General features: G+C 57.5%; 25 protein-coding genes. 22 read left to right on the forward strand and 3 right to left on the reverse strand.

Features of this window, described 5'->3' with window-relative positions; all coding sequences use genetic code 11:
- Positions 1 to 545 (reverse strand): hypothetical protein (locus tag ACESLM_RS11630; RefSeq protein ID WP_372631741.1); only part of this gene is annotated, 545 nt, incomplete at its 3' end.
- A gap of 1256 nt (positions 546 to 1801) precedes the next feature.
- Here ACESLM_RS11630 and ACESLM_RS11635 point away from each other — a divergent pair.
- Together ACESLM_RS11635 and ACESLM_RS11640 are read left to right on the forward strand one after the other, a co-directional pair.
- Positions 1802 to 2161: a hypothetical protein gene (locus ACESLM_RS11635; RefSeq protein ID WP_372631742.1), complete on the forward strand. Its 360-nt coding sequence runs from the start codon at positions 1802 to 1804 to the stop codon at positions 2159 to 2161.
- Positions 2162 to 2285: 124 nt separating this feature from the next.
- Complete coding sequence (locus ACESLM_RS11640) at positions 2286 to 3356, forward strand: glycosyltransferase (RefSeq protein ID WP_372631743.1); 1071 nt, start codon at positions 2286 to 2288, stop codon at positions 3354 to 3356.
- Positions 3357 to 3440: 84 nt separating this feature from the next.
- Here ACESLM_RS11640 and ACESLM_RS11645 read toward each other — a convergent pair whose 3' ends face one another.
- Positions 3441 to 4235 (reverse strand): FkbM family methyltransferase, encoded by a 795-nt coding sequence (locus ACESLM_RS11645; RefSeq protein ID WP_372631744.1) that lies wholly within the window; start codon positions 4233 to 4235, stop codon positions 3441 to 3443.
- A gap of 190 nt (positions 4236 to 4425) precedes the next feature.
- Between ACESLM_RS11645 and ACESLM_RS11650 the strand changes: the two genes are divergently transcribed.
- From ACESLM_RS11650 to ACESLM_RS11715, 14 genes are all read left to right on the forward strand, one after another.
- The gene (locus ACESLM_RS11650; RefSeq protein WP_372631745.1) at positions 4426 to 5700 is read left to right on the forward strand and encodes a M48 family metallopeptidase; all 1275 of its coding nucleotides are present in this window, start codon (positions 4426 to 4428) and stop codon (positions 5698 to 5700) included.
- Positions 5666 to 6424, forward strand: coding sequence for a hypothetical protein (locus ACESLM_RS11655; RefSeq protein ID WP_372631746.1), 759 nt, complete (start codon positions 5666 to 5668; stop codon positions 6422 to 6424). The genes ACESLM_RS11650 and ACESLM_RS11655 overlap by 35 nt, the downstream gene beginning before the upstream one ends.
- Positions 6425 to 6514: 90 nt before the next feature.
- The gene (locus tag ACESLM_RS11660) at positions 6515 to 8824 is read left to right on the forward strand and encodes a glycosyl hydrolase family 65 domain-containing protein (RefSeq protein ID WP_372631747.1); all 2310 of its coding nucleotides are present in this window, start codon (positions 6515 to 6517) and stop codon (positions 8822 to 8824) included.
- The gene (gene pgmB, locus ACESLM_RS11665) at positions 8817 to 9449 is read left to right on the forward strand and encodes a beta-phosphoglucomutase (RefSeq protein ID WP_372631796.1); all 633 of its coding nucleotides are present in this window, start codon (positions 8817 to 8819) and stop codon (positions 9447 to 9449) included. The genes ACESLM_RS11660 and pgmB overlap by 8 nt, the downstream gene beginning before the upstream one ends.
- A gap of 64 nt (positions 9450 to 9513) precedes the next feature.
- Positions 9514 to 10506 (forward strand): aldose 1-epimerase, encoded by a 993-nt coding sequence (locus tag ACESLM_RS11670; RefSeq protein WP_372631748.1) that lies wholly within the window; start codon positions 9514 to 9516, stop codon positions 10504 to 10506.
- A gap of 466 nt (positions 10507 to 10972) precedes the next feature.
- On the forward strand, positions 10973 to 12814 hold the full coding sequence (locus ACESLM_RS11675) for a cache domain-containing sensor histidine kinase (protein ID WP_372631749.1): 1842 nt from the start codon (positions 10973 to 10975) through the stop codon (positions 12812 to 12814).
- Positions 12807 to 14126, forward strand: coding sequence for a response regulator transcription factor (locus tag ACESLM_RS11680; protein ID WP_372631750.1), 1320 nt, complete (start codon positions 12807 to 12809; stop codon positions 14124 to 14126). The genes ACESLM_RS11675 and ACESLM_RS11680 overlap by 8 nt, the downstream gene beginning before the upstream one ends.
- Positions 14127 to 14272: 146 nt before the next feature.
- Positions 14273 to 15193, forward strand: a complete 921-nt coding sequence (locus ACESLM_RS11685; RefSeq protein ID WP_372631751.1) for a carbohydrate ABC transporter permease — start codon at positions 14273 to 14275, stop codon at positions 15191 to 15193.
- 3 nt (positions 15194 to 15196) lie between these two features.
- Positions 15197 to 16069 (forward strand): carbohydrate ABC transporter permease, encoded by an 873-nt coding sequence (locus ACESLM_RS11690; protein WP_372631752.1) that lies wholly within the window; start codon positions 15197 to 15199, stop codon positions 16067 to 16069.
- 123 nt (positions 16070 to 16192) lie between these two features.
- A complete protein-coding gene (locus tag ACESLM_RS11695) occupies positions 16193 to 17662 on the forward strand; it encodes an ABC transporter substrate-binding protein (protein WP_372631753.1) in 1470 nt (489 codons plus the stop codon).
- A 109-nt stretch (positions 17663 to 17771) separates the two neighbouring features.
- Entirely contained in the window at positions 17772 to 20501 is a 2730-nt protein-coding gene (locus ACESLM_RS11700; RefSeq protein WP_372631754.1) for a discoidin domain-containing protein, read from the forward strand.
- Positions 20502 to 20734: 233 nt separating this feature from the next.
- On the forward strand, positions 20735 to 21142 hold the full coding sequence (locus tag ACESLM_RS11705; protein WP_372631755.1) for a phage holin family protein: 408 nt from the start codon (positions 20735 to 20737) through the stop codon (positions 21140 to 21142).
- 75 nt (positions 21143 to 21217) lie between these two features.
- A complete protein-coding gene (locus ACESLM_RS11710) occupies positions 21218 to 22642 on the forward strand; it encodes an NAD-dependent malic enzyme (protein ID WP_372631756.1) in 1425 nt (474 codons plus the stop codon).
- 153 nt (positions 22643 to 22795) lie between these two features.
- Positions 22796 to 23170, forward strand: coding sequence for a cupredoxin domain-containing protein (locus tag ACESLM_RS11715; RefSeq protein ID WP_372631757.1), 375 nt, complete (start codon positions 22796 to 22798; stop codon positions 23168 to 23170).
- A 36-nt stretch (positions 23171 to 23206) separates the two neighbouring features.
- Here the strand turns inward: ACESLM_RS11715 and ACESLM_RS11720 are convergent, their stop codons facing one another.
- Positions 23207 to 23464, reverse strand: coding sequence for a hypothetical protein (locus ACESLM_RS11720; protein ID WP_372631758.1), 258 nt, complete (start codon positions 23462 to 23464; stop codon positions 23207 to 23209).
- Positions 23465 to 23546: 82 nt separating this feature from the next.
- Here ACESLM_RS11720 and ACESLM_RS11725 point away from each other — a divergent pair, with 82 nt between their 5' ends.
- The 6 genes from ACESLM_RS11725 to racE all read left to right on the forward strand — a co-directional run bounded on the left by ACESLM_RS11725 (position 23547) and on the right by racE (position 26617).
- Positions 23547 to 23834, forward strand: a complete 288-nt coding sequence (locus tag ACESLM_RS11725) for a Dabb family protein (RefSeq protein WP_372631759.1) — start codon at positions 23547 to 23549, stop codon at positions 23832 to 23834.
- Positions 23824 to 23979 (forward strand): hypothetical protein, encoded by a 156-nt coding sequence (locus ACESLM_RS11730; protein WP_372631760.1) that lies wholly within the window; start codon positions 23824 to 23826, stop codon positions 23977 to 23979. The genes ACESLM_RS11725 and ACESLM_RS11730 overlap by 11 nt, the downstream gene beginning before the upstream one ends.
- 17 nt (positions 23980 to 23996) lie before the next feature.
- Complete coding sequence (locus tag ACESLM_RS11735; RefSeq protein ID WP_372631761.1) at positions 23997 to 24419, forward strand: DUF86 domain-containing protein; 423 nt, start codon at positions 23997 to 23999, stop codon at positions 24417 to 24419.
- Positions 24420 to 24860: 441 nt separating this feature from the next.
- A complete protein-coding gene (locus ACESLM_RS11740) occupies positions 24861 to 25352 on the forward strand; it encodes a hypothetical protein (protein ID WP_372631762.1) in 492 nt (163 codons plus the stop codon).
- Positions 25353 to 25357: 5 nt separating this feature from the next.
- Positions 25358 to 25660, forward strand: a complete 303-nt coding sequence (locus tag ACESLM_RS11745; protein ID WP_372631763.1) for a YtxH domain-containing protein — start codon at positions 25358 to 25360, stop codon at positions 25658 to 25660.
- A gap of 144 nt (positions 25661 to 25804) precedes the next feature.
- Positions 25805 to 26617 carry a glutamate racemase gene (gene racE, locus ACESLM_RS11750; RefSeq protein WP_372631764.1) on the forward strand — a complete coding sequence of 271 codons (813 nt, stop codon included), beginning with the start codon at positions 25805 to 25807 and terminating at the stop codon, positions 26615 to 26617.
- Positions 26618 to 26689: the final 72 nt, after the last annotated feature.

A 26689-nucleotide genomic window follows, 5' to 3' on the forward strand; every position in this document is an offset into this window, starting at 1 on the left:
TGCAACAGGTCCAACAGGAGCAACCGGTCCAACGGGTGAAACAGGCCCAACTGGTGCAACGGGTCCAACGGGAGCAACAGGCACAACCGGAGCAACCGGTCCAACCGGAGCGACAGGTCCGACAGGAGCAACTGGTGCAACGGGTGCAACCGGTCCAACGGGTGAAACAGGTCCAACAGGAGCAACAGGTCCAACGGGAGCAACAGGCCCGACAGGAGCGACAGGTCCAACGGGAGCAACAGGCCCGACAGGAGCGACAGGTCCAACAGGTCCGACAGGAGCAACGGGAGCAACAGGTCCGACCGGAGCAACGGGTCCAACGGGCGCAACTGGCCCGACAGGCGCGACTGGCCCAACGGGAGCAACAGGTCCAACCGGAGCAACAGGTCCAACAGGTCCAACAGGAGCGACTGGCCCAACGGGTCCAACAGGAGCAACTGGCCCAACGGGTCCAACGGGAGCAACCGGCGCAACGGGAGCAACAGGTCCAACAGGTCCAACAGGTCCGACAGGAGCAACAGGTCCGATAGGAGCCACTGGCCCAACAGGAGCTACCGGTCCAACGGGTCCGACAGGTCCGACGGGGGCAACCGGCCCAACTGGAGCCACAGGCCCAACGGGAGCAACAGGCCCGACAGGAGCAACCGGTCCAACGGGTCCGACAGGTGCGACAGGAGCTACGGGTCCGACAGGTGCAACCGGAGCCACAGGCCCAACGGGAGCAACAGGCCCGACAGGAGCAACCGGTCCAACGGGTTCGACAGGTCCAACGGGTGCAACCGGAGCAACGGGTGCAACAGGTCCAACGGGAGCAACGGGTCCGACAGGTGCAACTGGCCCAACAGGAGCGACTGGTCCGACAGGTCCGACAGGTCCGACAGGCGCTACAGGTCCGACGGGTGCAACCGGTCCGACAGGTCCGACAGGTCCGACGGGTGCGACAGGTCCAACCGGAGCAACAGGAGCGACTGGTCCGACGGGAGCCACTGGCCCAACAGGAGCAACCGGAGCGACTGGTCCAACAGGTCCGACAGGCGCAACAGGAGCAACTGGTTCAACCGGAGCAACAGGTCCGACAGGAGCAACTGGTGCAACGGGTGCAACAGGTCCAACCGGAGCAACAGGCCCAACCGGAGCAACAGGTCCGACAGGAGCGACTGGCCCGACAGGAGCAACGGGTCCGACAGGAGCTACTGGCCCAACGGGTCCGACAGGAGCGACTGGTCCAACGGGAGCAACAGGTCCGACAGGTCCGACAGGAGCGACAGGCCCAACGGGAGCAACGGGTCCGACAGGTCCAACGGGAGCAACAGGTCCGACAGGAGCGACTGGCCCGACTGGTCCAACAGGAGCCACAGGTCCGACGGGGGCAACAGGCCCGACAGGTGCAACCGGCCCAACTGGAGCCACAGGTCCAACGGGAGCGACAGGTCCGACGGGAGCAACGGGTGCAACAGGCTCAACGGGAGCAACGGGTCCGACAGGAGCGACTGGCCCAACGGGAGCAACCGGTCCAACAGGTGCTACAGGCCCGACAGGAGCAACAGGCCCAACGGGAGCAACCGGTCCAACAGGTTCTACAGGCCCGACAGGAGCAACAGGTCCGACAGGTGCGACAGGAGCCACAGGCCCAACGGGAGCAACCGGTCCAACAGGTGCTACAGGCCCGACAGGAGCAACAGGTCCGACAGGTGCGACAGGAGCTACGGGTCCGACAGGTCCAACTGGCCCAACTGGCCCAACTGGCCCAACAGGCCCGATGCCGGAATTATTTGCAACCGGCGCTGCTGGAGCTGTGTCATTGACGGATAGCACTCCGCTGACTTCCATGACGGTGAACAATGTGTCTGTAACTACCTCGGATAATGTGAAAATAGATTATTCGATTCAGGTGAACTCGACCATTACCGTAGGGGACGTTGATCTGGTGGTTACTCTGGAACTGCAGAGAGACGGCACACCTATTCAAACTATTCAATATGCGGTTTCGGGACTTGCCGTAGGAACTCAAATCCAGCCGATCAGCTACACCTTTGTAGATACTCCGCCGGCTACCGCCTCCGTGGATTATTCCGTCGAAGTCACTTACTCGGCCACGGGTGCCGGAACGGCGAGCGTTACGGTAAGCAACAGATATATGAACGTCGCGATTTTCCAATAATGATTCCATGACTCTCAATCGGCATGCAGGATACGCCAACCTTGTAGGCGTATCCTGCCTTTGCCTTTTGTCAGGCCCGATAAGTCGCAAGGCACAACTTGATTCGGAAGGGGAAGATAATAAGGTGGTTTCAATCAGCCTCTGCATGATCGTTAAGAACGAGGAGGCCGTTTTGGCCCGCTGCCTCGATTCCATACGCGATCTGGTGGACGAGATCAACATCGTCGATACCGGATCGACGGATGATACGGTTGCGATCGCTCGCCGATATACGGATCGGGTTTACTTTCACGAATGGACCGGCAACTTCGCCGATGCCCGTAACGTATCTTTCTCCTATGCGACCAAAACGCACATCCTCTACATGGATGCCGACGATGTTCTTCTCGAAGAAGATCGCCACAAATTCGTAAAATTGAAGGAAACGCTAGACCCGGAGGTCGATTCGGTATCGATGTTTTACAATGCCGGAGAAGACAGCTTCGGCAACGTCACGCTTCGTTATCGTCGCAATCGGCTGATTAAACGAGCGCGCAATTTTCAATGGAAGGGAGATTGTCATAACTACCTGGAGGTGACGGGGCTGATCGTGAATTCCGATATCGCGATCACCCACCGCAAGATCAAACATTCCGTCAGCAGAAATTTAAATATCTATAAAATGAAGCTGGAACGAGGGGATGCTTTTACCGCGAGGGATTACTTTTACTACGGGAATGAATTGAAGGATAATCGGCATTATGCGGAAGCGATCGAGAGCTACGAGAAGAACATCGAGCTCAGAACGGGCTGGGTCGAGGACAAAATCAACGCCTGCATCAACATGGCTGACTGTTATCGGTTCTTAAACGACCAAGACAACGAACTGCCGGCGTTGTTTCAATCGTTTCGGTTCGACAGTCCCCGGCCCGAAGCGCTGAGTCGGATCGGCGATCATTTCAAGCGCCGCAAATCCTACAGAATAGCGGCCTATTGGTATGAGCAGGCGATCCGAATTCCAGAAAACCTTAACCAATGGAGCTTTAGCTATCCGGCATACCGGACGTGGTACCCGAATTTGCAGCTATGCGTTTGTTATTACTACCTGGGAGATCTGGACGCCGCTTATCGCCATAACGAGGAAGCGCGCAAATATCGGCCTGATGATCCGCACGTTCTTCACAATAAGCAATTGATAGAATCCAAAAGGGCCTAAGCGGCAAAGCCCGGAAAAGAAAAGCCGCGCGGAAAGCGCTCAGGCAGCTTTCCGCGCGGCTATATTCAGTCGTTCACGCTTCCGTTATTTCAGTAGTCGGAACAAGTCCTTGTGAGACAGCAGGATGAGATCGTTGCAGCCTTTATCCAACGCGAAGTACCGGGGGACTTCGTTTACGGGATCCGCGAATTCGATGAGCTGCCCGCGCTTGTTCACCGTACAGACGTCAAAAATCTCTTCCAGGTAGTCGAGAAATTCCGCCGTATCGATTTTTTTACTCTGCAAGTAAGCGAAATTGAATTCTATGCAACCCACGACCGCGCGACACTGCGCCAGCAAGCGCTTCATTCCGCGCAAAGCGTGCCACTCGTAACCCTCGATGTCCATTTTGAACAGGAGTACTTCGCGGTCGAGATCCCTGTCGCCAAAAAGGCTGTCAATCGTTGTCGTGCGAATTACTATTCTTTGCGAAGACTTGGAATATCCAGGATGCGCAGACGATAAACCGGAATGGAGCTTATTGACGAAGAAAGAGGCGTTCTCCTTGTCTTCGTCGGAAACAAGGGCATGTACAATCCTCATTTGGGCGGCATTCGGATGCTCATCGATTGAACGCCGCAAATAAGGAAGCAGCGCCTCGTTTGCTTCGATTGCCGCGATGACGGAATCGGCCGGATATTCCGAGGATAGCAGGATTTCTCCGTAGTTGACGCCCGCATCCACGACAATCGAGGGCTGAAGCGCGTTCACTGCATGCTTCCAGAATGTCGTCACGCGCGGCTGCGATAAGCCGCCGAATCGGATCATCCTGCTGCCTCTGCGGTCTTTCGGGTTGACGTACATGACGCGGTCCGTGCCGCGAATCGAAACCGGGTACAAGATGGGTGGGCACCTCCTTGAACGATTAAAGCTAGATTAGCGCTTGGACTAGCATATTCGGGGAGGATGAGATCGGAGTGGATGGTTTGCTGGGAGAGAACGCCCCTTTTCGAATCCGTTCGTGCTGAGAAGGTTATCAAGCGGCGGGAAATGTTATAATCATAATATCCCGTAATGAAGGAGGGCAATGATGAGCTTTCGCAAACATTCCACGTTTCTGAAGTATTCGGTGCTCTTTATCGGATACGCGATTGTGGTTGCTCTCTATGCATGGTATACGATGCCGAATCAGGTCCCGGAAGCTTATCGGGGCACGGCGGCCGATCCTACGACCTTTTTCACTGCGAACCAGCTTCGGAACAGCGAATGGCTGAATGCGGCCCGCAACTGGATTTTCTTCATGAGCGGCCCTTGGGAATGGCTGATCTATTTCATGATGCTGGCCAGCGGGCTTGCGCGCCGCTGGAGAATCAAACTCGAAGAGCGAGGACTTCCGATTTACATACGCTTTCCCCTCTATGTGATGATGATTCAAGCGACGGCGTACTTGTTATATTTTCCGATGAGGGTCATCGGCTACAATCTGTCGAAGGCTTACGGCATCTCGACGCAGCCGGTGTCGGGGTGGCTCAGAGACAAGCTGATCGCGTTCGGGATCAGCTACGCGACGATGCTGGTCGTATCCGCGGTGGCGTTCTGGATCGTCTCCAGGGGAGGGAGATGGTGGCTGAAGCTGTGGCTGCTGTCCGTCCCGTTCACCTTATTCATGATGTACGTGCAGCCGGTCGTGATCGATCCGCTGTACAGCGACTTTACCCGTCTGTCCGATCCTAAGCTGGAGGCGGCCATTTTGGAGCTTGCCGAGAAGGCGGATATCCCCGCGCATCGCGTATACGAGGTCGATATGTCGGAGAAAACGAACGCCTTGAACGCGTACGTCAACGGCATCGGCTCCTCGCTGCGAATCGTGCTGTGGGATACGACGCTGCAGCGGCTGGACGAGCCGGAAATTCTGCTGATCATGGCGCACGAAATGGGACATTACGTCATGCATCATCTGGAATGGAGCGCGGTGGGCGCGGTCGGTTCCTCGTTCGTGCTGCTTGCCGTGGGGGGCTGGATTTACCGGGTGGCAATCCGCAGCCGGGGCCCTCGCTGGGGCATTCGGTCGCTGTCGGACATGAACGCGCTGCCGCTGGCGCTCATGATCGTCTCGATGATCTCCTTCGCGGCGTTGCCGGTATCCAACTACGTGTCGAGGCAGGCGGAGACGGCGGCCGACCGGTATGCGGTCGAATTGATCGGAAGCGCGGAGGGCTCGGTGACGATGAATCAGAAGATGGCCGTAGCCGCGCTGAGCGACGTCAATCCGCCGCTGCTCGTCAAGTGGTTCAGAGACACCCACCCTTCCGATATGGAAAGGATTCTATATGCGGACAATTACGAACGGGCGCGCGGACAATAAAATCGAAATGTATTTTCTGGCGGGGCTGGCGACGGCTCCCCTCTTTATGGAAAATTTGCGGCTGGCGCTGGAGCGGAGGCTCTGGCAAGCGGATATGTCCGATGAGGCCGTAATCCGGTCAACTCTTCTGTACCCTTACGGCGATTGGAGCCGAAACGTGCTCGCCCAGATCTGGGAAATTCGCGCGGACATGAGAAGGAAGGACGGGGGATTGGAGAAATCGATCGGAGGCAGCCGCACGTTCGAAGCGATTAAGCGCGCACGGGGAGAAAATGGCGATTCGGAAAAAGCGGGAACAACGCTGCTCGTCGGCCACAGCGGAGGCGGCATCGCCGCCGTCCATGCCGCCGCGATGCTGATGGCGGCCGGAGAAAGCCCGTCCTGCTTCGCCGTCAAGGTCGGTTCGCCTCGCTGCCGCATTCCGGAGCGAATGAAACGTCGCGTGCTCTCGATCCATGCGGAAGGACGAAGAAGGGGGGACGCCGTCGGAAGGTCGCCGGACTTCGTATCCCGCATCGGCTCCTATGGAGGCTGGGGCAGAAGCAGGGCATTGCCCGTCTGGCAGAAGGGCATGCATGCCCCGGGAACCCGGACCGCCGTGCCGATCGTCGGGAAGCACGCGGACTATTTTCGCGACCGGGCTCCTTACTTGAATGAGGAAGGGAAATCGAACCTGGATCTGATCGTCGATGCGATCGTCGCCTGGTTAACTGCATGGAAATAAACATCATTTCGGTAGTATCGCGCATTTTGGCTCTGCTCCTCCGGCTTCATAATGGAAGGTACATTCGAAGCCGAAGGCGAGGGAGCAGCTATGAGTTGGATCGTGGAGGAAACCGAATTCGATCCGGACCGGATTGCGATCAGTGGAAACAAGTACATGCTCGGCAACGGAGCCATGGGATACAGGGGGACGTTGGAGGAGTTCGGGAAGGAGCAATTGACGGCTTGCACACTGGCAGGCCTGTATGACAAAGTCGGCGACTGTTGGAGGGAGCCGGTGAACGCGCCGAACGGGCTGTCTACGCGGTATTACTGCGAAGGCGAGCCGCTCGGCTTATTGTCGTCGGACCACGACTCGCACCGTCAATCGCTGAATATTCGCAATGCGACGTTTCATCGGGAGACCGTATTCGCAACCTCGGGAGGCGTCCGGGTCGAGATTGGTTCCCGGCGTTTCGTCAGCATGAGACGGCTCGACTTGCTGCTGATGAAGGTGGAGTTCCGCGTCTCGGAAAATGGCGAGTTCACGGCGGTTACGGGCATCGACGGCGACGTGTGGGACATTAACGGACCGCACTTGGAAGAGGCGGAAACGCTCGCGGCGGATGGCATCGTCGCCGTATCGGCAATCACGCATGAATTGCGCAAGACGGTAAGCGTGGCCGAGGCAATCCGCTGGGGAAGCGCTCCGGCGGCCGAATCGATCGAACGGGAAGGCTCGTCCGTGTACAGAAGGGCGACGTTCTTGTGCAAGGCTGGGGAGACGTATTCCTTCACGAAATACGTGGCGGTTGTTACCGGGGAGGAGCGGCAATCCGTTCTGGAGCAGGCGATAAGCCGGGCGCGGAGCGCGGCCGAATCGGCTTACGAAGACCATCTGCGGGAGCACGAAGCGGAATGGGAGAAAAAGTGGGAGGAATCGGACGTCGCGATCGATGGGGACGAGGAAGCCCAGTTCGCGCTGCGTTACAGCCTCTACCAGTTGCATATCATTGCGCCGACGCATTCCGAGAAAGTATCCATTCCCGCCCGCGGACTGTCCGGTCAGGTGTATAAAGGGGCCGTATTCTGGGATACGGAGATGTTCATGCTGCCGTTTTTCCTGTACAGCCAGCCTGACGTCGCCAGAAATCTGGTCATGTACCGCGTGCATACGCTGGAAGGCGCTCGCAGGAAAGCGGCCGAGTACGGCTATCGGGGCGCGTTCTACGCTTGGGAGAGCCAGGAGACGGGCGACGACGCCTGCACGTTGTTTAACGTGACCGACGTTTTCACGAACCGTCCGATGCGGACGTATTTCCGCGACAAGCAAATCCACATCAGCGCCGACGCGGCCTACGGTATCTGGCAGTATTACGAATACACCGGAGACGAGAGCGTGCTGCTGGACGGCGGCACTGAAGTGATTCTCGAATGCGCGCGCTTCTTCTATACGTATTCCTACTATAAAGAGGACAAGAAACGCTACGAGCTGCTCGACGTTACCGGGCCGGACGAATATCACGAGCGGGTCGGCAACAACGCGTTCACGAACGCGATGGCCAAGCTGACGATCGGAATCGCGCTGGCGACGCTGGAGCTGCTGGAATCGAAGTATCCCGAAGCCTGCCGCGCGTTGGTCGGCAAGCTGAACTATTCCGAGGATTTGGCCAACCTGAGCAAAATGCACAGCGAGCTGTACGTGCCCGGCCCCGACCCGCGGACGGGAGTGATCGAACAGTTCGACGGCTTTTCGAAGCTGGAAGATGTCGATCTGCCGACGTTGAAGTCGCGAGTGCTGAACAAAAATGAATATTTGGGCGGCGGCAGCGGACTGGCGACGACGACGCGAATTTTGAAGCAGGCGGACGTCGTGCTCATGCTCCATCTGCTGAAGGACGATTATTCGCAGGACGTGAAGCGGGCGAACTGGGAGTATTACGAGCCGAGGACGGAGCACGGCTCCAGCCTCAGCTCGTGCATCTACGCTCTCGTCGCGTCGGACATCGGTTCCCCGGATTGGGCGTACCGCTACTTCATGAAGACGGCGACGATCGACCTGAACGGGGAATCGAAGCAGTACGTCGGCACGCTGTACATCGGCGGAACGCATCCGGCCGCGAACGGGGGCGCCTGGATGGCGGTCGTGCTCGGCTTTGCGGGCGTACGGCTGCACCGCGGCGCGATCGTTGTGAAGCCATCCCTTCCGCAAGGGTGGGAGTCGATCTCGTTTCCGATGCACATCAAGGGACAGCGTCTGCTTCTCACGGTGACGCCGACGGAGGTTGTCGTCCGCTCCGACGCCGCGAACCGTTCGTCGCAGCATGTTCGCGTAGGTGAGGAAGAGCGCGCGGCGCTGCCGGGAAGCATGCTGACTTTTCGCTGCGAGAATTCCGAGAGGGGTGACGGACTTGCTGGATAATTTCAAAGGAGCGCTGTTCGACTTGGACGGGGTGCTGGTCGATACGGCGAAGTATCATTATCTCGCTTGGAAGCAGCTTGCCGAGCAGCTCGGCTTCGAATTTACGGAATCCGACAACGAGCGGCTGAAGGGCGTCAGCCGGATGAGATCGCTGGAGATCGTGCTGGAGGTCGGAGGCGTCGAGTTGACGGAGGAAGAGAAGCTTAGGCTGGCGGAGGAGAAAAACGAGAGGTATCTGCAGTACATTCGGCGGATGGACGAATCCGAGCTGCTTCCGGGAGCCAAGGAATATTTGCAGGCGCTCAGGGCGCAGGGCGTGCGGATCGCGCTCGGATCGGCGAGCAAAAACGCCGCGTTCATTCTCGACAAGGTAGGCATCGCGGGGCTATTCGACGCGGTCGTCGACGGGACCAAGGTGTCCCGCGCCAAGCCCGACCCGGAGGTGTTCGTCGTCGGCTGCAAGGAGCTAGGGCTGGAGCCGGCCGATTGCGTCGTGTTCGAGGACGCCGAAGCGGGCGTTCAAGCGGCTCTCGCCGCGGGCATGCGAGTCGTCGGAATCGGGCATGCCGACATTCTCGGCGCGGCGGACCGGGTCGTGCGCGGATTGGATGAGCTGGTCGGTTAGTTGACGCTTAAGCTTGGCGCTTATATACTCGTTACAGCACGACAATATCGGAGGGATATGCGCCATGACGCAGCATGAGGCAAAGCTGGGGCAATACGAGAGCGAGCGAGCGGTCTTTTTGAAATACGGAAAATATTCAGCCATCGCGCTGCCGGGCATCGGCGGCAATTTGATTTCTTTCCGGGACGACGATCGGGGATTCCAGTTCGTTCGCGAGCCTGAGGGAGACGCATGGGCGGGATTCGTGGAACGTCCGTGGGTACACGGGATTCCGGTTCTGTACCCGCCGAACCGCTACGATGCGGGAACGTTCGAATTTGACGGACGTACATACCGGTTTCCGGTGAACGAGCCGTCGACAGGCAACCATCTGCACGGCTTCGTCTATAGCTCGAAGTGGGAGCTTGTCGAGTATGGCAGCTCGGAAGAGAAGAGCTTCGCGACCGTTCGGCTGCGGTTCGACGAGAAGGAACCGGGCTTTGCGCATTTCCCGCTTCGGGTCACCCTGTCGCAGACGTTTACGCTAACGGACGCCGGACTTTCGCTTCGGTTCGACGCGACGAACGACGACGACAAGGCGATTCCGTTCATGCTCGGCTTCCATACGACGGTGAACGCACCGTTCGCGCCGGGAAGCCAGGTAGAAGATCTGGAGTGCGGCTTCTCCTTCGGCGAACGCTGGGAATTGAACGAAAGGATGCTTCCGACCGGGAAGCTGCTACCTTTGAACGAGGGCGAGCAGCAGCTCCGCAACGGGAAGGGCAATCCGTACTTCGCGGCGATGGACAACCACTATACGGCGGCGAATGTGAACGGGATGAACGCGATGACGCTGTACGACCGCCGTGCAGGCGCGCGCTTCGTCTACGAGGCGGGCGACGCCTACAAGCATTGGATGGTATACAACGGTGAGGCGAGCGGCAGCTTCTTCTGTCCGGAACCGCAGACCGGCATGGTGAACGCGCCGAACGTCGACTTGCCGGCGGAGCAGACCGGTCTGATCCGGCTTGAGCCGGGCCAGAGCTGGAGCGCGGTCAGCCGCATGTATTCGGAGTAAGGGAACGGATAGCAGATAGGACAAAAACGCGAGTTCGAGGGAGATTGTCCCTGAGCTCGCGTTTTTTAATGGCTGCACTAGGGCATGTATGCAAACCCGCTCAGGGGCATCTCCCCTGCTTCGTCACTTTTGCTTGACGTACCCCCGGTACGCCTTCACAAAAGTTCCTTGCATCATTCCGACAAGGAGAACGGATAGGAACGTCGAAACGAAACAAAAGACAGGATGAACAATTTCGCTCCTACCGAACGCAGCATACGCATGAAGACGCCTTCTCCGGGATTGACAGCCTCAGTCCGCAAACGAAATACTCGAGTGCGTAACCTTAATTGTAAAGGCTTACGCCAGACTGATAATGTGTTATTCTACGGAAACTAGGTGCGCTTGTACGACGTTGGGAAGTTGCACTGCCGCGACCGACGGATCGCGTGCGATAATATGGTCGAGAGTCGTTGGAGGGATAGCCGTGCGCTTAAAGTTAACGAATCCTCTGACGAGGATGAACGTCAGACAGCAGCTCATTTTACTGTTCCTGATCTTGGTCAGTCCGGTTATTTTGTTGAACTGGTATGCGAACTCGAAAGCCGAGGACATCTTGAAGGAGCATGTCACGAGCGCCTACGAGGAGCTGAACAAGCAGAACCACTTCCTGATCAACCGGGATATCGATACGATCAGCCGCATCATGACGACGATCATCCAAAACCCGGTGACGCAGAGCATGATCAGCAAAGAGACGGATACGGAGTTCGATCGCGTCGTGAAGTACGGGGATATGAACACGCTGCTCGGCAACAATTCCGTCGGCCTGTTCGGCGGGGAAGCGATCTATTATTTCCTGTTCGTCTACGATCCGAATAACAGCTATCCGTTCGCTCCGGCCATTCCGGACATCAACCGCAGAAACAACGGTTCCTCGGTCTTCTTCTATTCCGACGAGACGAAAACTCCGTGGATCGAGGCGGCGCTGGAGGTGAAAGGCAAAGGCGTGCTGGCGCTGATCGACGATTTCGGACCGAGGGGAGACCAGAGGACGCTGGCGTATCTTCGCGCGGTCAACAGCATCACGAACGGCAGAAGCGTCGTCGGCGTGCTTGTCGCGACGAAGATGGACAAGAAAATCGAAGAAGCGTTCCGCACCGTGTCCTTGCCCGAGGGCGGCGAGCTTTATTTGACCGACTGGTCCGACCGCATTCTGGCCGCCACGACCCCGACGATGGGAGAGACGTTCCGGTTTCCGGACGGCCTGGTAACCGGCCAGGCGATGGAAGAGACGCTCAGCGAAGTGACCGACGATTCGATCTACGTCGTCCATACGAAATACTCGCTGAAGCAGAAGCTCGTCTATACGATTCCGACGCAATCGCTGCTGCAGCAGCAGAGCGCGCTGAAGCGGGTCATTCAGACGATCTCCATCGTCTATTCGGTGTTCGCGATCATCGTCATGATGTATTTCTGGCGATCGCTCATGAATCCGCTGCGCAAGCTGGCGATGTTCGCAAGGTCCCACGAGCCGGGCAAACCGCTCTCGTCCGCTCCGTCGAGGGAGCGCAACGACGAGGTCGGCGTGCTTATTCATTCCGTTCACAATATGGCCAATCGGATCAACGATATGATCCACGAGCATTATTCGATGGAGATCAAGCAGAAGGAATCCCAGCTGCAGCTTCTCTATCAGCAGATCAATCCGCATCTGTTGTACAATACGCTGGAAAGCATTTATTGGAAGAGCTCTCTGGAAGGCAACGCCGACTCCGCGGAGATGATCAAGGAGCTGTCCAAGCTGATGCGGATCAGCTTAAGCCGAGGCAGGGAGTTGATCTCGATCGAGGAGGAGCTGGAGCACGCTCGGGCCTATACGAGCCTTCAGCAGAAGCGATACGAATACGGTTTCTCGATCCGCTGGGACGTCGAGGAAGACGCCCTGCCGTACCTGATTCCGAAGATCACTCTGCAGCCGCTGATCGAGAACGCTATCATCCATGGCGTGATCAATATGGGAGAGGACGGGGAAATTGTCGTCTCCGTCCGCTCGGACGAAGATCTGATCCGGCTGACCGTCGAGGACAACGGCTACAAGCCTGTAGACGTCGCGTCGATCAATCGGCTGATCTCCGACGAGGAGTCGGGAGCGGGTTACGGAATCAAGAACGTCAATAAGAGAATTCAGCTGCATTTCGGCAGCGAGTTCGGGCTCCGCTACGAGGAGAGACGGCCGGAAGGCACGAAGGTGGAAGCCGTTATTCCGAAACGGCAGGACGAATCCGCGGAACGACACCAGGGCAGAGGAGGCAACGCCAATGTATAACATTCTGATCGCAGACGACGAGCCGCTTATTTGCAAGGGGCTGGCGAATTTGCTGGAATCTTCCGGCCTGAACATCGAGAACATCTATACCGCGCACAACGGCTACGAAGCTTTGGACTATTTGAAAATGGAATCGATCGACTTGCTCGTGACCGACATCCAGATGGGCGCGATGAGCGGCATCGAACTGATGCAGCAGGCGAAAATCGTCAAGCCTTGGGTGCAGGTCATCGTCATCTCCGCCCACGAGACGTTCCAGTACGCGCAGCTCGCGATGAGACTCGGAGCCCGGGACTATCTCATCAAGCCGATCAACAGCGAGCAGCTGCTTAATTCCGTCCGGCACGTGCTTCTGCACATGGACCGGCCCGAGCAGAATCAGGAGGAGCTGATCTCGGATTTGCGCGAGCATTTCCGCATGGAACAGCCACAGCCGCAGCGCATGGACATTCTGAGTCGTCTCGTGAGCAAGTCCGGCTCCTCGGGGGAGCTGCTGAGGCAGGCGAGGGAGCAGGGCGTCGATCTTCGGGGGCCTTACTTCGCCATGCTCAAAGTCCGGCTCGATTTCGAGAGCGGAGGCAAGACGATCGCCGACAAGGACGTCCTCCTGCTGCAATACGCCGTGCTCAACATCGTGAACGAGCTTCTGGACAAGGATTGGAGCCATCATTCTTTCTATTCCGCCAACCGGGACGTCAGCATCATCGTGCAATGGGACGAGGCGGCCTACGGCAATATCAGCTCGGACAAAGTCAATCAGCTCGAGATGATCGGGCGCAGCCTGCACTTCAACATTCGCAAATATTTGGGCTTCGAGTGCGTCGTCGGCATCAGTCAAATTCTGAAAGGGCACGAATTTCTGCCCGAGCTGAACGATCAGGTAGGCAAGGCAATCGTCTGGAACCGCCAGCATCGGGACCATTACGTGTTCTTCTTCGGCGACTTCAAATGGGGGCTCCCGACCGAGGATCCGACGGAAGAGGACTTGGCCGCGCAGAACAATCTGATCGTTGAGAAGGCCCAGGAGTACGTGCTGGCCAACTATGCGCAGAAGGGGCTGACGCTGAACGAGGTGGCGCAGAGAAACCACGTGAGCCCGAACTATCTCAGCTACCTGTTCAAGAAATATACGGGGACCAATCTGTGGGAATACGTCATCAAGCTGCGCATGGAGGAGAGCAAGCGGCTCATTCTGACGACGGACTTGCGCCGATACGAAATTTCGGAGCGGGTCGGGTACGAATCTCCCGAGCATTTCAGCAAAATTTTCAAAAAATATTTCGGAATGAGCCCCAGCGAAATGAAGAAGTAAGAATGCCCATGATCCGCATAGATACGCACATGTTCACGCCTCGTTCCTTTTCCTACAATAAAGTTTATCGATAAGATATTCTAAGCGCGAGTCCCGGAGCCCGGTCAGGCTCCGGCGGCGATCGCTTAAGGAATGAGGGAGACCTAATGAATCAAACGACCGCAGTCCCGATCCGTCCCTTGGACGCTCCGCCCAAGCGACCTCCCGCCAAGTGGAAAAAGCATCTGTGGGGCTACCTGTTCCTGCTTCCCGCCATCGGCATTTTCTTCACGTTCTTGTGGCTGCCTATCGGCAAAGGAATCGTCTTCAGCTTCTACCACATCGATTTCGTCAAAGGGGATACGTTCGTAGGCTGGGACAATTACGCCAAAGTGCTGAAGGACCCGGACGTGCTCGTATCGGTAAAAAATACGCTGTACTACATGCTCCTCGGACTGGTCATCGGCTTCTGGGTTCCGATCCTGTTCGCCATCGCCATCTCCGAGATGAGGAAGTTCCAGGGCTTCGCCCGGATCGCGGCCTATTTGCCCTACGTCGTGCCGGTCGTCGTGCTGTACGGCCTGTGGAGATGGCTGTACGATCCGGTAGGTCCGATCAACGCCGTGCTGACGAGAGTCGGCTTCGATTCCGTCCTCTTCTTGACGGACAAGGCCTGGTCGATGATCTCCATCGTCATCATGGAGACGTGGCAGAGCTTCGGCTCGGCGCTGCTTATCTACATCGCCGCCGTTCTAAGCATTCCGCGCGATTGGTACGAGGCAGCCGAGATCGACGGCGCCGGCGTCTGGCAGAGAATCCGCTACATTACGCTTCCGGCGATCAAAAACCAAATCGTGCTGCTGCTCCTGCTGCAGTTGATCGCGACTTCGCAGAACTTCCAGACGCATTACGCGGTTCTGGACGGCGGGCCGAACAACGCGACGCTAACCTACGCCCTGCTGGTTATCCGATATGCGTTCACGAGGCAGGATTACGGCTCGGCCTCGGCGCTCGGCGTGCTGATGTTCATCGTGCTCAGCGTGCTGGCCATACTTCAATACCGGATGTCCAACAGGAAGGAGGCCTAGCGCATGAAAGCGGTCGAGAGAGGCATTATATCGGATTACGACTTGAAGATTCCGGGCAAACGCGCGCTCTATTACTTGATGATGTTCGTCGTGCTCGTCATGGTGTGCACGATGCTGTACCCGATGCTCGTCATCTTCTTCAACGGCGTCAAGCTCAATACGGAGGTCAATTCGTTCCCTCCGACGTTCCTGCCCAGCGAGTGGCATTTCGAGAACTACAAGAAGGCATGGGGCTATATCAACCTGCCGCAATTCGCGAGAAATACGCTGTACATTTTCGCCGGCAACATGGCGATGACCGTGCTCGTCGTCGGGTTCGCAGCGTTCAGTCTCTCGCGGATGGACGTACCTTACAAGAGGGTCATCCAATATTTCTTCCTGCTGACGCTGTTCATTCCGCCGACGACGTACATCATTCCGAACTTCGTCAACCTGCGCGATCTCGGGCTGATGAATACGTTCTGGGCGCTGTGGCTGCCCGCGGGAGCCAACGCGTTCTTCCTGCTGCTGCTGAAGACGTTCTTCGACGGCATCAACATGGAGATGTTCGAATCGGGCCGGATCGACGGCGCTTCCGAGCCGCGCCTGTACTTCCAAATCGCGTTCCCGCTGTCGATTCCGATCTTCGCCACGCTGGCGATCTTCGTGTTCTCGTCGGCCTGGAACGATTGGTATTGGCCTTCGCTCATTCTGTCGAGCGACGAACGATATCCGCTGGCGACGGCCATATACAAGTACGTCATCAACGTCAGACGGCTGGACTTGAACCTCAGATTCGCCATCCTGTCGATGATAACTTTCCCGCCGGTCATCGTGTTCCTGATTTTCCAGAAATACATCGTCAGAGGTCTTCATATGGGTGGCGTAAAAGGATAATCCCGATTTCCAGCATGCGTAAATCTGCACATGATCGAAATAGGAATACACATCGCTTTAAGAATTGCGCCTCCATTATGATGAGCGTGTAAGCAAAACCAAAACGAAAAGGGGATTAACACCATGCGCAAGATTTCAACGGTAATCGCTTGTCTTCTCGTGTTCAGTCTGGTACTGGCCGCGTGCGGCGGCAACGACAAGAACAATACGTCGTCTCCGTCCGCTTCCTCGGCATCGCCTTCGGCCAGCCAATCGTCGAGTCCTTCGGACACGCCGTCGGACGGCGGCAGCGGCTCCGGCGGCTTCGATCCCGCCACGCTGAAAGCGACGATCAGCATCTACTATCCGACTCCGGACCAAGTGGAGAAACGCGCGTTGGAAGACGACAGAATCAAGCGCTTTAACGAAGTGTTCCCGAACGTAGAAGTCGTGAAGAGCGACTGGCAATACAATCCGAACGAAATCGGCATCAAGATGGGCGCGAACGAAGCGCCGACGCTGTTCAACACTTACGCGACCGAGGGCAAATTCCTCGCGGAAAAAGGTTGGGCGGCCGACATTACCGAGCTGTTCAACGCCTACGACAAGAAAGACCAGCTGAACCCGATTTTGCTGAACCAGTTCAATATCAACGGCAAAATCTTCGGCATTCCGCAGCAAGGCTACGTCGTCGGAACGGTCGTGAACAAGAAGATGCTGGAGGATAAAGGAGTAGCCGTTCCTTCGCTGAACTGGACTTGGGACGACGTGCTGAGCACGGCGCAGGGGGTCGCGGATCCGGGCAAAGGCATCTCCGGCATCGCCCCGATGGGCAAAGGCAACGAAGCCGGATGGAACTGGACGAACTTCCTGTTCGAAGCCGGCGGAGAGATCCAGGCGGTCGAAGGCGGCAAGGTCGTGGCGAAATTCAATTCCGAAGCCGGTCTGAAAGCGCTGGAGTTCTATAGCAAGCTGAAGGAAGCGAACGTCATCCCGGCCGACTGGGCGCTCGGATGGGGCGATGCGGTAGGCGCGTTCGCCCAAGGCAGAACGGCGATGGTCATCGCGGGTCCGGACGGTCCGGTCGACCAAGGCTTGAACCAAGGCGGCATGAGACCGGAAGACATCGTCGTGTACCCGATGCCTGCGGCAACGGCGGGCGGCAAGCACACGGGCGTTCTCGGCGGCGACTTCCTCGTCATCAACCCGAACGCGACGCCGGAAGAGCAATACGCGGCATTCCACTACGCCGTGTTCGACTACTTCACGGACAAAGGACTGGAGTCGCTGGAAGCGAACATCCAATCCCGTAAAGCGGAAAACAAATACTTCGTGCCGCCGGTCATCCAGTACTTCAGCCAAGATTCCGAATATGGCCAGAAGCTCAAGGACATCTACGCGAAGTACGACAACGTCTATCAATACAGCGACGAGCTGATGTCGCTGCTCGACGGCAAGCCGGAAGCGCAGTTCAACACGCAAGAATACTACGCTGCGATGACGAACGTCATTCAAGAAGTGTTCTCCAAGAAGGGCGTGGATCTGAAAGCGCAGCTGGACGCCGCGGCGAAGACGGTGCAAGAGCAATTCTTCGATAACATTAAAGTGGAATAGAAAGAGAAGAGGGTTGCCTTGGGCGAACGAAAGTTTGCGAGGGGCAACCCTCTACAGTATCCGAGGATCGAGTGCCTCGGCCAATCCGCATAACGGGAGGGCAGGTTCGGTGAAGCGAATTCGGCAATCGAAAGCGATATGGATATCGGCCGGCGCGCTTGCGGCGCTGCTGGCGGCCGCGGCTTACGCGCTGCTGTACTCGCCGCTCGGCGCCAAGGCCGGCTTCAAAGACAAGGACGGGCTTCTGATCGTCAGCCGCGCCGGCGCGGAGATCGCGTTCCGCGCCGACAACGGGGCGATCGCCCATATCAAGAACAAGGAAGCGGCCGGCGTCTTGACGATGGGCAACCGCGAGAACGCGCTGTGGTGGGCGTTCTTCGAAGACGATTCGTCCGTGAACGGTCAGAAGGCGGACAGCTTCTCGTACGACTGGAATTCGCGCAAGGGCGAGCTTACGCTGAGCTACGGCGGCCAGATTCAAGTCGAGATCGCGGCAACGTTCGACGAGGACGATCGTATCCGTCTACGGGCGGAGGTCGACAACCGGACGGAGAAGGCGATCAAGTCGTTCCGGTTCCCGTACGAGCTGAAAGTCGATTCCGCCGAAGTGAAGGACGCGCTGCTGCCGATGCTGCCGGGAGTTAAGCTGCGCGACGCGTTCTTCAAGGAAAGCAATTCGTTCCAGGATCAGTATCCGGGCGTTCTGTTCGCTTCCTATTTGGCCTTGCGCACGGGAGGCGGGGAGCTGGCCGTATACGACCTGAGCCGCGATATCGCGCCGATGACGGAGCTGGGATTCAAGAACCAGGTGGACGACAAAGGCAAGTCGGGCATCGTTCACAACTACAAGACCTGGATCGCTGCCGGGACGAAGTGGAGCAGTCCGACGGTCGTGCTGGAATTCGGCGATTACGAGAAGACGATCGCCAGCTACCGCGAGCTGAACGGCATCGCGGAGTACAAGTCGCTGTCCGAAAAGCTGGGCGACGACAAAGCGAAGTACTTCGAGCTTCCGTTCTACAAGACGGACGTTTCCGCGATCAAGGACAGCGGCTGGAGCCACTTGACGACGAACTTCATCGACAAGATGAACGATAACGGCGTTATCCATCTCGTCGGCTTCCAGAAGGGCGGGCATGACGAGAACTACCCGGATTTCATGCCTCCGGATCCGCAATGGGGCGGCCAGAAAGCGTTCGCGGCGTTCATGCAGGCGGCGAAGGACAAAGGCAATCTCGTCATTCCGTACACGAACATGAGCTGGTGGGGTGTCGATTCGCCGACGCTGGCGAAGCTTCCCGAAGGAACGTCGATGGAAGAACTGATCGTGAGGAAAGACAACGGGCAGATCCTGAAGGAGGATTACGGAGCGCACAGCGGCTACGTCGTCAATACGGGCCATCCGTTTTTCAAGCAGCGCACGGCCGAGGAGCACAAGAAGCTGTTGGAGGGCGGATTTGACGGCATTTTCGAGGACCAATGGGGCATTCGCAATTCCCCGTACGCCTTTAATGCGACGATCCCCGAAGGCACGGATCCTTCGACGGCCTACTTCAAGGGGCTGCGCGATTACGTCAGCTCGATCGGCCACAAGCTGTACATGGAGGACGGAACGGACGTGCTGGCGGACGGGGCGGTCGGCTTCATGGGCTCGACCTATCTATGGGACCTGCTCGGTTATCGTAAAAACACGGCCAGCTACGCGGACTATTATCCGATGTCCGGCATGCTGCTGCGGGACAAAGTGCTGCAATACCAGCACGACCTGGCCGCGGAGACGATGACGGACGATCCGGATATGCTGCGCTGGAACTTGGCGATGGGCTACAATCTGGCGGCGGACTTCTTCAACGGGGTGGCGAATCCGTGGGTGGACGCGGTGGCCGTTCTTCAGAAAAATATTTTGTCGCAGTACGGGGATTCGCTGGTAAAGAGCTTCGAGGAGGTCGCATCGAACGTGACGCGCACGGACTTCGGTTCATACGCGGTGACGGCGAACTGGAGCAAGGAAGGCGGATACGAGATAAGCGCGGAAACGGAGCTGGCTCCGGGCGGATACGAGGCCTCCGCTGCCGACGGCAGCAGACGGGCCGGAAGCTACAGCCGCTTGAACGGACTTGAACTCGACGCGGGCGAGCATCACTTGGTCGAAGTGCGGGAGAAGAACGCGATCCGGGTATACCAGCCGATCGGCTCCGATACGACGCTGAAGATCAAGAAGGGCGACGGCTGGAAGCATGCGGTCGCAAGCGCATACGAGGCGAACGGGACGAAGATCGCCGATCTGGTCGTCCGGGATGAGGGAGACTACGTTCAATTCGACTACGTGGGCGTTGTTAAGGAGCGCAAGGTCGCTTACGTCGAGTTGGCAAGCTCGGCAGAGGCAAGCAAGGCGACGGAGACGTTCAAGAAGGTCAAGGCCATGACGAACGTAGCGCTCGGGAAGAAGGCGCGGGCGACATCGCTGACGGCCGACGCGTTCCCGCCGGAGCTGGCGGTGGACGGAGATCCGTACACGTACTGGGAGAGCACGGACAAGCAGTTCCCGCAATCGCTGACGCTCGATCTGAGCGAGGAGCGGGAGTTGACGAAGCTGATCGTGCGGCTGCCTCCGCAGGACGCCTGGGAGACGAGGCAGCAAGAGATCGAGGTGCTCGTAAGCTCTGACGGACAATCGTATGCGTCCGTGCTGGCTAAAGCGGCTTACACGTTTGATCCGGCCTCCGCCAATGCGGTGGAGATCCCGTTGGACGGAACGAAGGCGAAGTTCGTGAGGCTGACCATCACGGACAACACGGGCTGGCCTGCGGCGCAAATTTCCGAATTCGAAGCTTATTGACGAAGGGGCGGGAAGCTCACGCGATCGTGCGTGCGGTTTTCCCGTCTTTTCGCGCGGAATGTCGCGATCCTTATCAGAATCGTCTCCGACAAAGCGCATTGATCGTCCTGTAGACGCCGAAGACGCTTTTGCATGAAAATCGGGGAGATTGTACGCATGAAAAACACCGTTCCAATCTTGTCCCACCGCTCATATGCTAGATTATCATCTGCAACAATGAGGGGGAACGGTACATGCAACTGTACGCGGGGACGGTATGCGCCTTGCTCGGCGCGGCGGTGACTTTCTCGTTCGGCATTTGGAGCGAGTCTCTTACTTTTTTGCTTGTTCTGATGGCCGTCGACTATATTACCGGAGTGGCCGCGGCATTGAAGGAGGGCAGCGGGCTCAACAGCAACATCGGTTTCTGGGGACTGTTCAAGAAAGGACTCATTCTGCTCGTCATGATCATTACGCATCGGCTGGACGTGCTGCTCGGAGCGGATTTGATCATGGGCGGAGCCGTATTTTTCTATATCGCCAACGAACTGCTGTCCATCATCGAAAATTACGGACGTTTGGGGCTTCCGCTGCCCGACCGGCTGAAGCGCATCGTTCAGGTGCTGCGCGACCGGGCCGGGGAACCGAAAAATCCGAGTTAAACGAATCGTTTTTTGTTTCGGGCGGAATGGCTATAATGGATGAGTAACCCCATTTAGCCAGGAGGTTGATTCTAGATGAGACTGGAAAGCGGGACGAGCGTCATTTTTCGGGTCGAGATGGACAAGCAGAAGGTGACGTTCGGCGAACTCGTGTCTTTGATCGGCCAGCAAGGGGGGGATATCGTCGCCATCGACGTCATTCAGCCCGGCAGAAAAACGGAAATACGGGATCTCACGGTCAGCGTCGCCGAGCCGTCCGAGATCGGCACGCTGTCGGACGCCGTCAAGGCGATGAAGGGCATTCATCTGGTCAACGTCTCCGACCGGACGTTCCTGCTGCATCTCGGAGGGAAAATCCAGGTCCGCTCTAAGGTTCCGATCAAAAACCGCGACGACCTGTCCCGCGTGTACACGCCCGGAGTGGCGAACGTCTGTCTGGCGATTCGGGACGATATCAACAAGTCTCACTCGCTTACGATCCGCCGCAATACGGTCGCGGTCGTATCGGACGGGACCGCGGTGCTCGGACTGGGCGACATCGGGCCTCACGCGGCGATGCCCGTCATGGAAGGAAAGGCGATGCTGTTCAAAGAGCTGGCGGGCGTGGATGCGTTCCCGATCTGCCTGAATACGAAAGATACGGAAGAGATCATCTCCATCGTGAAGGCGATCGCGCCTACATTCGGCGGCATCAACCTGGAGGATATCTCCTCGCCGAGGTGCTTCGAGATCGAACGCCGGCTGAAGGAAGAGCTGGACATTCCGGTATTCCACGACGACCAGCACGGGACGGCTGTCGTGCTGCTCGCGGGTCTGATCAATGCGCTGAAAATCGTAGGCAAAAACATTTCCGACATTAAGGTCGTCGTCTGCGGCATCGGCGCCGCGGGCTTCGCCTGTTCCCGGATGCTGCTGGCCGCGGGCGTATCCCGGTTGATCGGGGTCGATAGGTTCGGCGCCATTCATAAGGACGAGCAGTACGACAACGAAGCTTGGAACGAGTTTGCCAGGCTGACGAACCCCGACAACGAGAAGGGGAGCTTGTCCGAGGTAATCGCGGGAGCGGACGTATTTATCGGGCTGTCGAGGCCCAAGCTGTTACATAACGGAGACGTTCGGAAGATGAATTCGGACCCGATCGTGTTCGCGATGGCCAATCCCGATCCGGAGATTACCCCGGAGGAAGCCGGTACGGACGTGCGGGTGTTCGCGACCGGACGTTCCGATTATCCGAACCAGCTCAACAACGTGCTCGCCTTCCCGGGTATTTTCCGCGGCGCTCTGGACGCCCGGGCGAGAACGATCAGCGAGTCGATGAAGCTGGCCGCCGCGCACGCGATCGCCTCGATCGTGACGCCGGAAGAGCTGAACGAGGAGTACATCATTCCCAGCGTGTTCAACGACAAAGTCGTGCCCGCCGTTCGGCGCGCCGTCATCCAGGAAGCGATCAACGCCGGGGTCGCCCGCAAGGTTCCGAGCGATTTTCGCAACCTCGACTGAGCGTTATTAGTCGCCTTTTCTCGGCCGAATGCGGAGTTGTTCATGAATTTGTCAAAAGTTTGGCGGGAAGAAACGCGACAAATGCTTGAGTTCAAACGCGGATTTTAGGTAGAATATGAGTTAGACATTTTGTAGGAAGCAGGGGAGCAGACAATGCACAAATGGATGATGTCCGCATTGGTGACGATCGCGTGCGCAATGGGGGTCTACTTGCTGGCGACCGCGCTGCCGGAGAGACCGAAAGAGGAAACTTTGGCCGAAGGCCAGGAGATGCTCAGAATCAAAGCGACGAACTTCGAGTTCGACCAGGCGGAGTACAAAGTTAAAGCCGGAACCAACTACAAAGTGAAATACTCCAATACGCTCGGAACCCATGGTGTCGAGTTCGTCGGATTGGGCATCGAACTGGACAAGGACAATCCGGAGACCGAAGTGACTTTCGATAAGCCGGGCACTTACGAGCTGCACTGTTCGATCATGTGCGGGCAAGGTCACGCCACGATGATTTCCAAACTGATCGTCGAATAGAAAAAGAAGGAGCCGTCAGGCTCCTTTTTTCCAACCTTATGATCGGCTTCTTGCCCGGGAGCGGGTTCGGGAGACGCCGAAATCCGCCAAATACCCGATCAAGGCCCAGCTAAGCACCGTAAGCGCGTACATGAACCATACGCTGACGCTGTGGAGATCGGTGAACAGCTCGATGAACCATATCGGCACGCTGAACATCATCAGGAACAGGTTGTGGGGATCGTAGCCGGTCATGTTAAAAAGGCAAAGCGCAAGTCCGATAAGCGTACATATTGCGGTAATGGGATAGCGCATATCGCGTGCATGCCCCTTTCGCTGTTTATGGCCTAGTATGCGCGGAACGACATATCCTCATGATAAGAAAGGAATGGAAAACATGATTACTCATATCGTATTGTTCAAGCTGAAAGACCGCAGTCCCGAGAGCGTCGAACGCACCGCTCAAGTGCTGCGCGACATGGAAGGCAAAATCGACGAGCTTCGTTATTTGGAAGTGGGCAAGGACGTGATTCATTCCGAGCGTTCCTACGATATCGCGTTGGTAACGAAGTTTGATTCTCTTGAGGCTCTTAACGCTTATCAGGTGCATCCGGTGCACAAAAAGGTCATCGAGCATATGACGGAGGTCCGCGAAGCTTCGGTCGCGGTCGATTATGAGAGCTGATCAAATATTGACGCTTGCGACGGAGAAAGATCCGTCCAATATGGGCGACGTGTATCAGATGGCTACGTACACGATCCTTATTTTGATCAGCGCGGTCATCATGATCGTATGGCTGAAACGCAGAGGACGCGCCAAGAAGAAATGATAAGGGGAGGACGTCCGATGTACGACGTTAACGTAACATACATTCGCAGTCGGCTGGCCTGTCTTCCCGAGCTTGCGCAGGCGCTGTCTGCCGCGACCGTGTCGTGGTCCGGGGCGTTGACGGAAGGGCTCGCCCAGGAGCGCGCGCTTCATCTGGCCGCGGAAATTGCGACGGATGTCGGACATGCCCTGATCGACGGCTTCATTATGAGAGACGCGAGCAGCTACGAGGACATTATCGATATCATCTCCGAGGAAGGCGTCGTCGCGAAGGAAGTAGCGGAGCCGCTGCGCCGTCTCGTGCTGCTGCGCAAGACGCTCGTGCAGGAATACGACCTCTGGCCGCGCAAGGAGCTTCATCCGCTTACTCCGGAGCTTCCGAGAGTGCTGATGGGCTTCTCCGATCAGGTCGAGGCTTATTTGAAGAAAGAGCTGATCTAGACAATACGGATTCGGCAAACGCATAAGGCTGTTCCATAAGAAGTCAGGAGCAACAAATGGCATTATCGATGAACAAGAACGGGGTATGTATCTCCTTACGCTACAATGCACCCCAGAAAGTGACGAGAAGCTTCGCAGCTTATTCCGATTACTTTCCGGGGACCCCGAAGCGCGTCATGAAATTGGGAATTGATTAACCCGTAACAGGGTAATTTCATGACCGTATGAGGCAGGCGCTTCGCTCTCCAGGAGATACATACCCCTTTTCTATCTCGATAATACCTGTTGCCTGACCTCTTGCGGGACAGCTTTTTTGTTATGGCCGGATGCCCCGAGAGAATATTTATGCCCGTCCGCTGTGTCAAGACAAGCGGCTGCTACTTATATTGTATTAACCGCATGGGCATTCGCCCGGGAAAGCGGCGGACGGAGGGGATGCGGATGGCGTGGCAGGTGGCGGGTTACGGAATTGCGGCGGCGGCAGTAGCCGTCGCGGCGGCGATTGTATTCGCGTTGGCGTCGCTGTCGAGGTCGGTAAGGCGGCTTGAGCGAGCGGCGGAAGCCGTCGGCAAGGAGGCGGAGGTTTCCTTGCGGCAATGCGGCAGCTTGGCCGAAGAGGCCAGAGAGACGCTTGCTCTGTCCCGAAGAAGCCTGGAAGGCTTCGCTTCGCTCGCGGAGGGGGCGCGGGCGATGGGAGAAGCCGTTCATGCCGCCGCCAAGACGACGGCGCGCTTGACGGAGCTGTACCGAGACTGTTTGTCCGCGCCGTTCCAGCCCGCGTCCGGCGAAAGCAAAGCAGGAGAGGGAGCGGAGCTGTCGGAGCTCGGGCGCTTGCTATGGTCCATGTGGAAGAACCGCTTCGGCCGCGACCGCGCCTCGGCCGCCGATCGCCGCAACCCGGAGGCGAATGCGGATCTATCAGAGGGAGAGTGAGTAAGATGGCAGAGAAGAAAGTCGTAAAATCGTTCTTGTGGGGTGCGTTGACCGGAGCCGTTACGGGCGCGGTCGCCGCTCTGCTGCTGGCTCCGAAATCGGGGCGAGAGCTTCGCGGCGATATCGCGGACACGGCGCACAAGGTCGGAGAGAAAACGGCCGATATCGGCCGTCAAGCCGGTACCGCCGTGCAGTCGCTGGCGAAACGCACGTCCGGCCTGATTACGGATATTCGTTCGCGCAGAAGCCAGGAAGACGCCGAAGCGGTTCCCGCCGAGAAGGAAGAGGAAAACGCGGCCGCACTGTAACATCGTCAGCCTTCGCGCATACGAACATGAGCCCCCCGCTCCCGCGGGGCGGCTCTTTGCCGTTCGCGGAGGGAACCATTTGGTCTTCGTCCTCATAATGTAATCTGAAGCGACCTCTACAACAATGAAGAAAGCGGTGTTTCTGTGCAGCAAGCGATCGCTGTTCTTGACTCCGGAGTGGGGGGGCTGACCGTCGTCAAAGAAGTGATGCGTCAGCTTCCATCTGAGCAAATTTTGTATTTCGGCGACACCGCGAGAACTCCTTACGGACCCAGAGCAGCGGAAGAGGTCGCGCAGTTTACGCGCGAGATCGTCGACTATCTCGTTCAGTTCAATCCGAAGATGATCGTCATTGCCTGCAATACGGCAACCGCGGTAGCGTTGGAGGATATTCGCCGGCGGGTCGCGATTCCGGTCATCGGCGTCATTAACCCCGGCGCGAGAGCGGCGTTCGGGCGAACGCGATCCGGAATCGTCGGCGTCATCGGCACGGAAGGAACGGTAAGGAGCGGCGCGTACGAAGCCGCGTTAAAGCGCCTTTCTCCCCAGGTGGAAGTCGTCAGCCGCGCCTGTCCTTCGTTCGTCCCGTTGGTAGAGGACGGCAACTTCCACTCGGATCGCGCGTTGGAGATCGTCGCGGATGCGTTGTCCCCGCTTCGGAGTTCGAAGATAGACTGTTTGATTCTCGGCTGCACGCACTACCCTTTTCTGGCGGACAGCATCTCCCGAGTCATGGGGCCGGAAGTCGTTCTGATCAATTCGGCGGAGGAGACCGCCAGAGAGATTCGCGACGTGCTGAGGCGGAGCAACGAGCTTGCCGGCAAGGACGTGTTGCCGATCCACAGGTTTTTCTGCAGCGGGGAGCCATGGAAGTTCAGGGAGATCGCCCGGGAGTGGCTGGACGAACAAATCCGGCTGACGCCTGTCGTATGGCAATTTCCGCATATCGGCGTGTAAGGCCTCGATTCTCGTCGACAAAGAGAAGAACGCCTCGCTGTCCGGTCGGGCGTAGTTCGGAGCGCTTCGCTC

The sequence above is a fragment of the Cohnella sp. genome (assembly GCF_041641335.1).
GTDB lineage: Bacteria > Bacillota > Bacilli > Paenibacillales > Paenibacillaceae > Cohnella.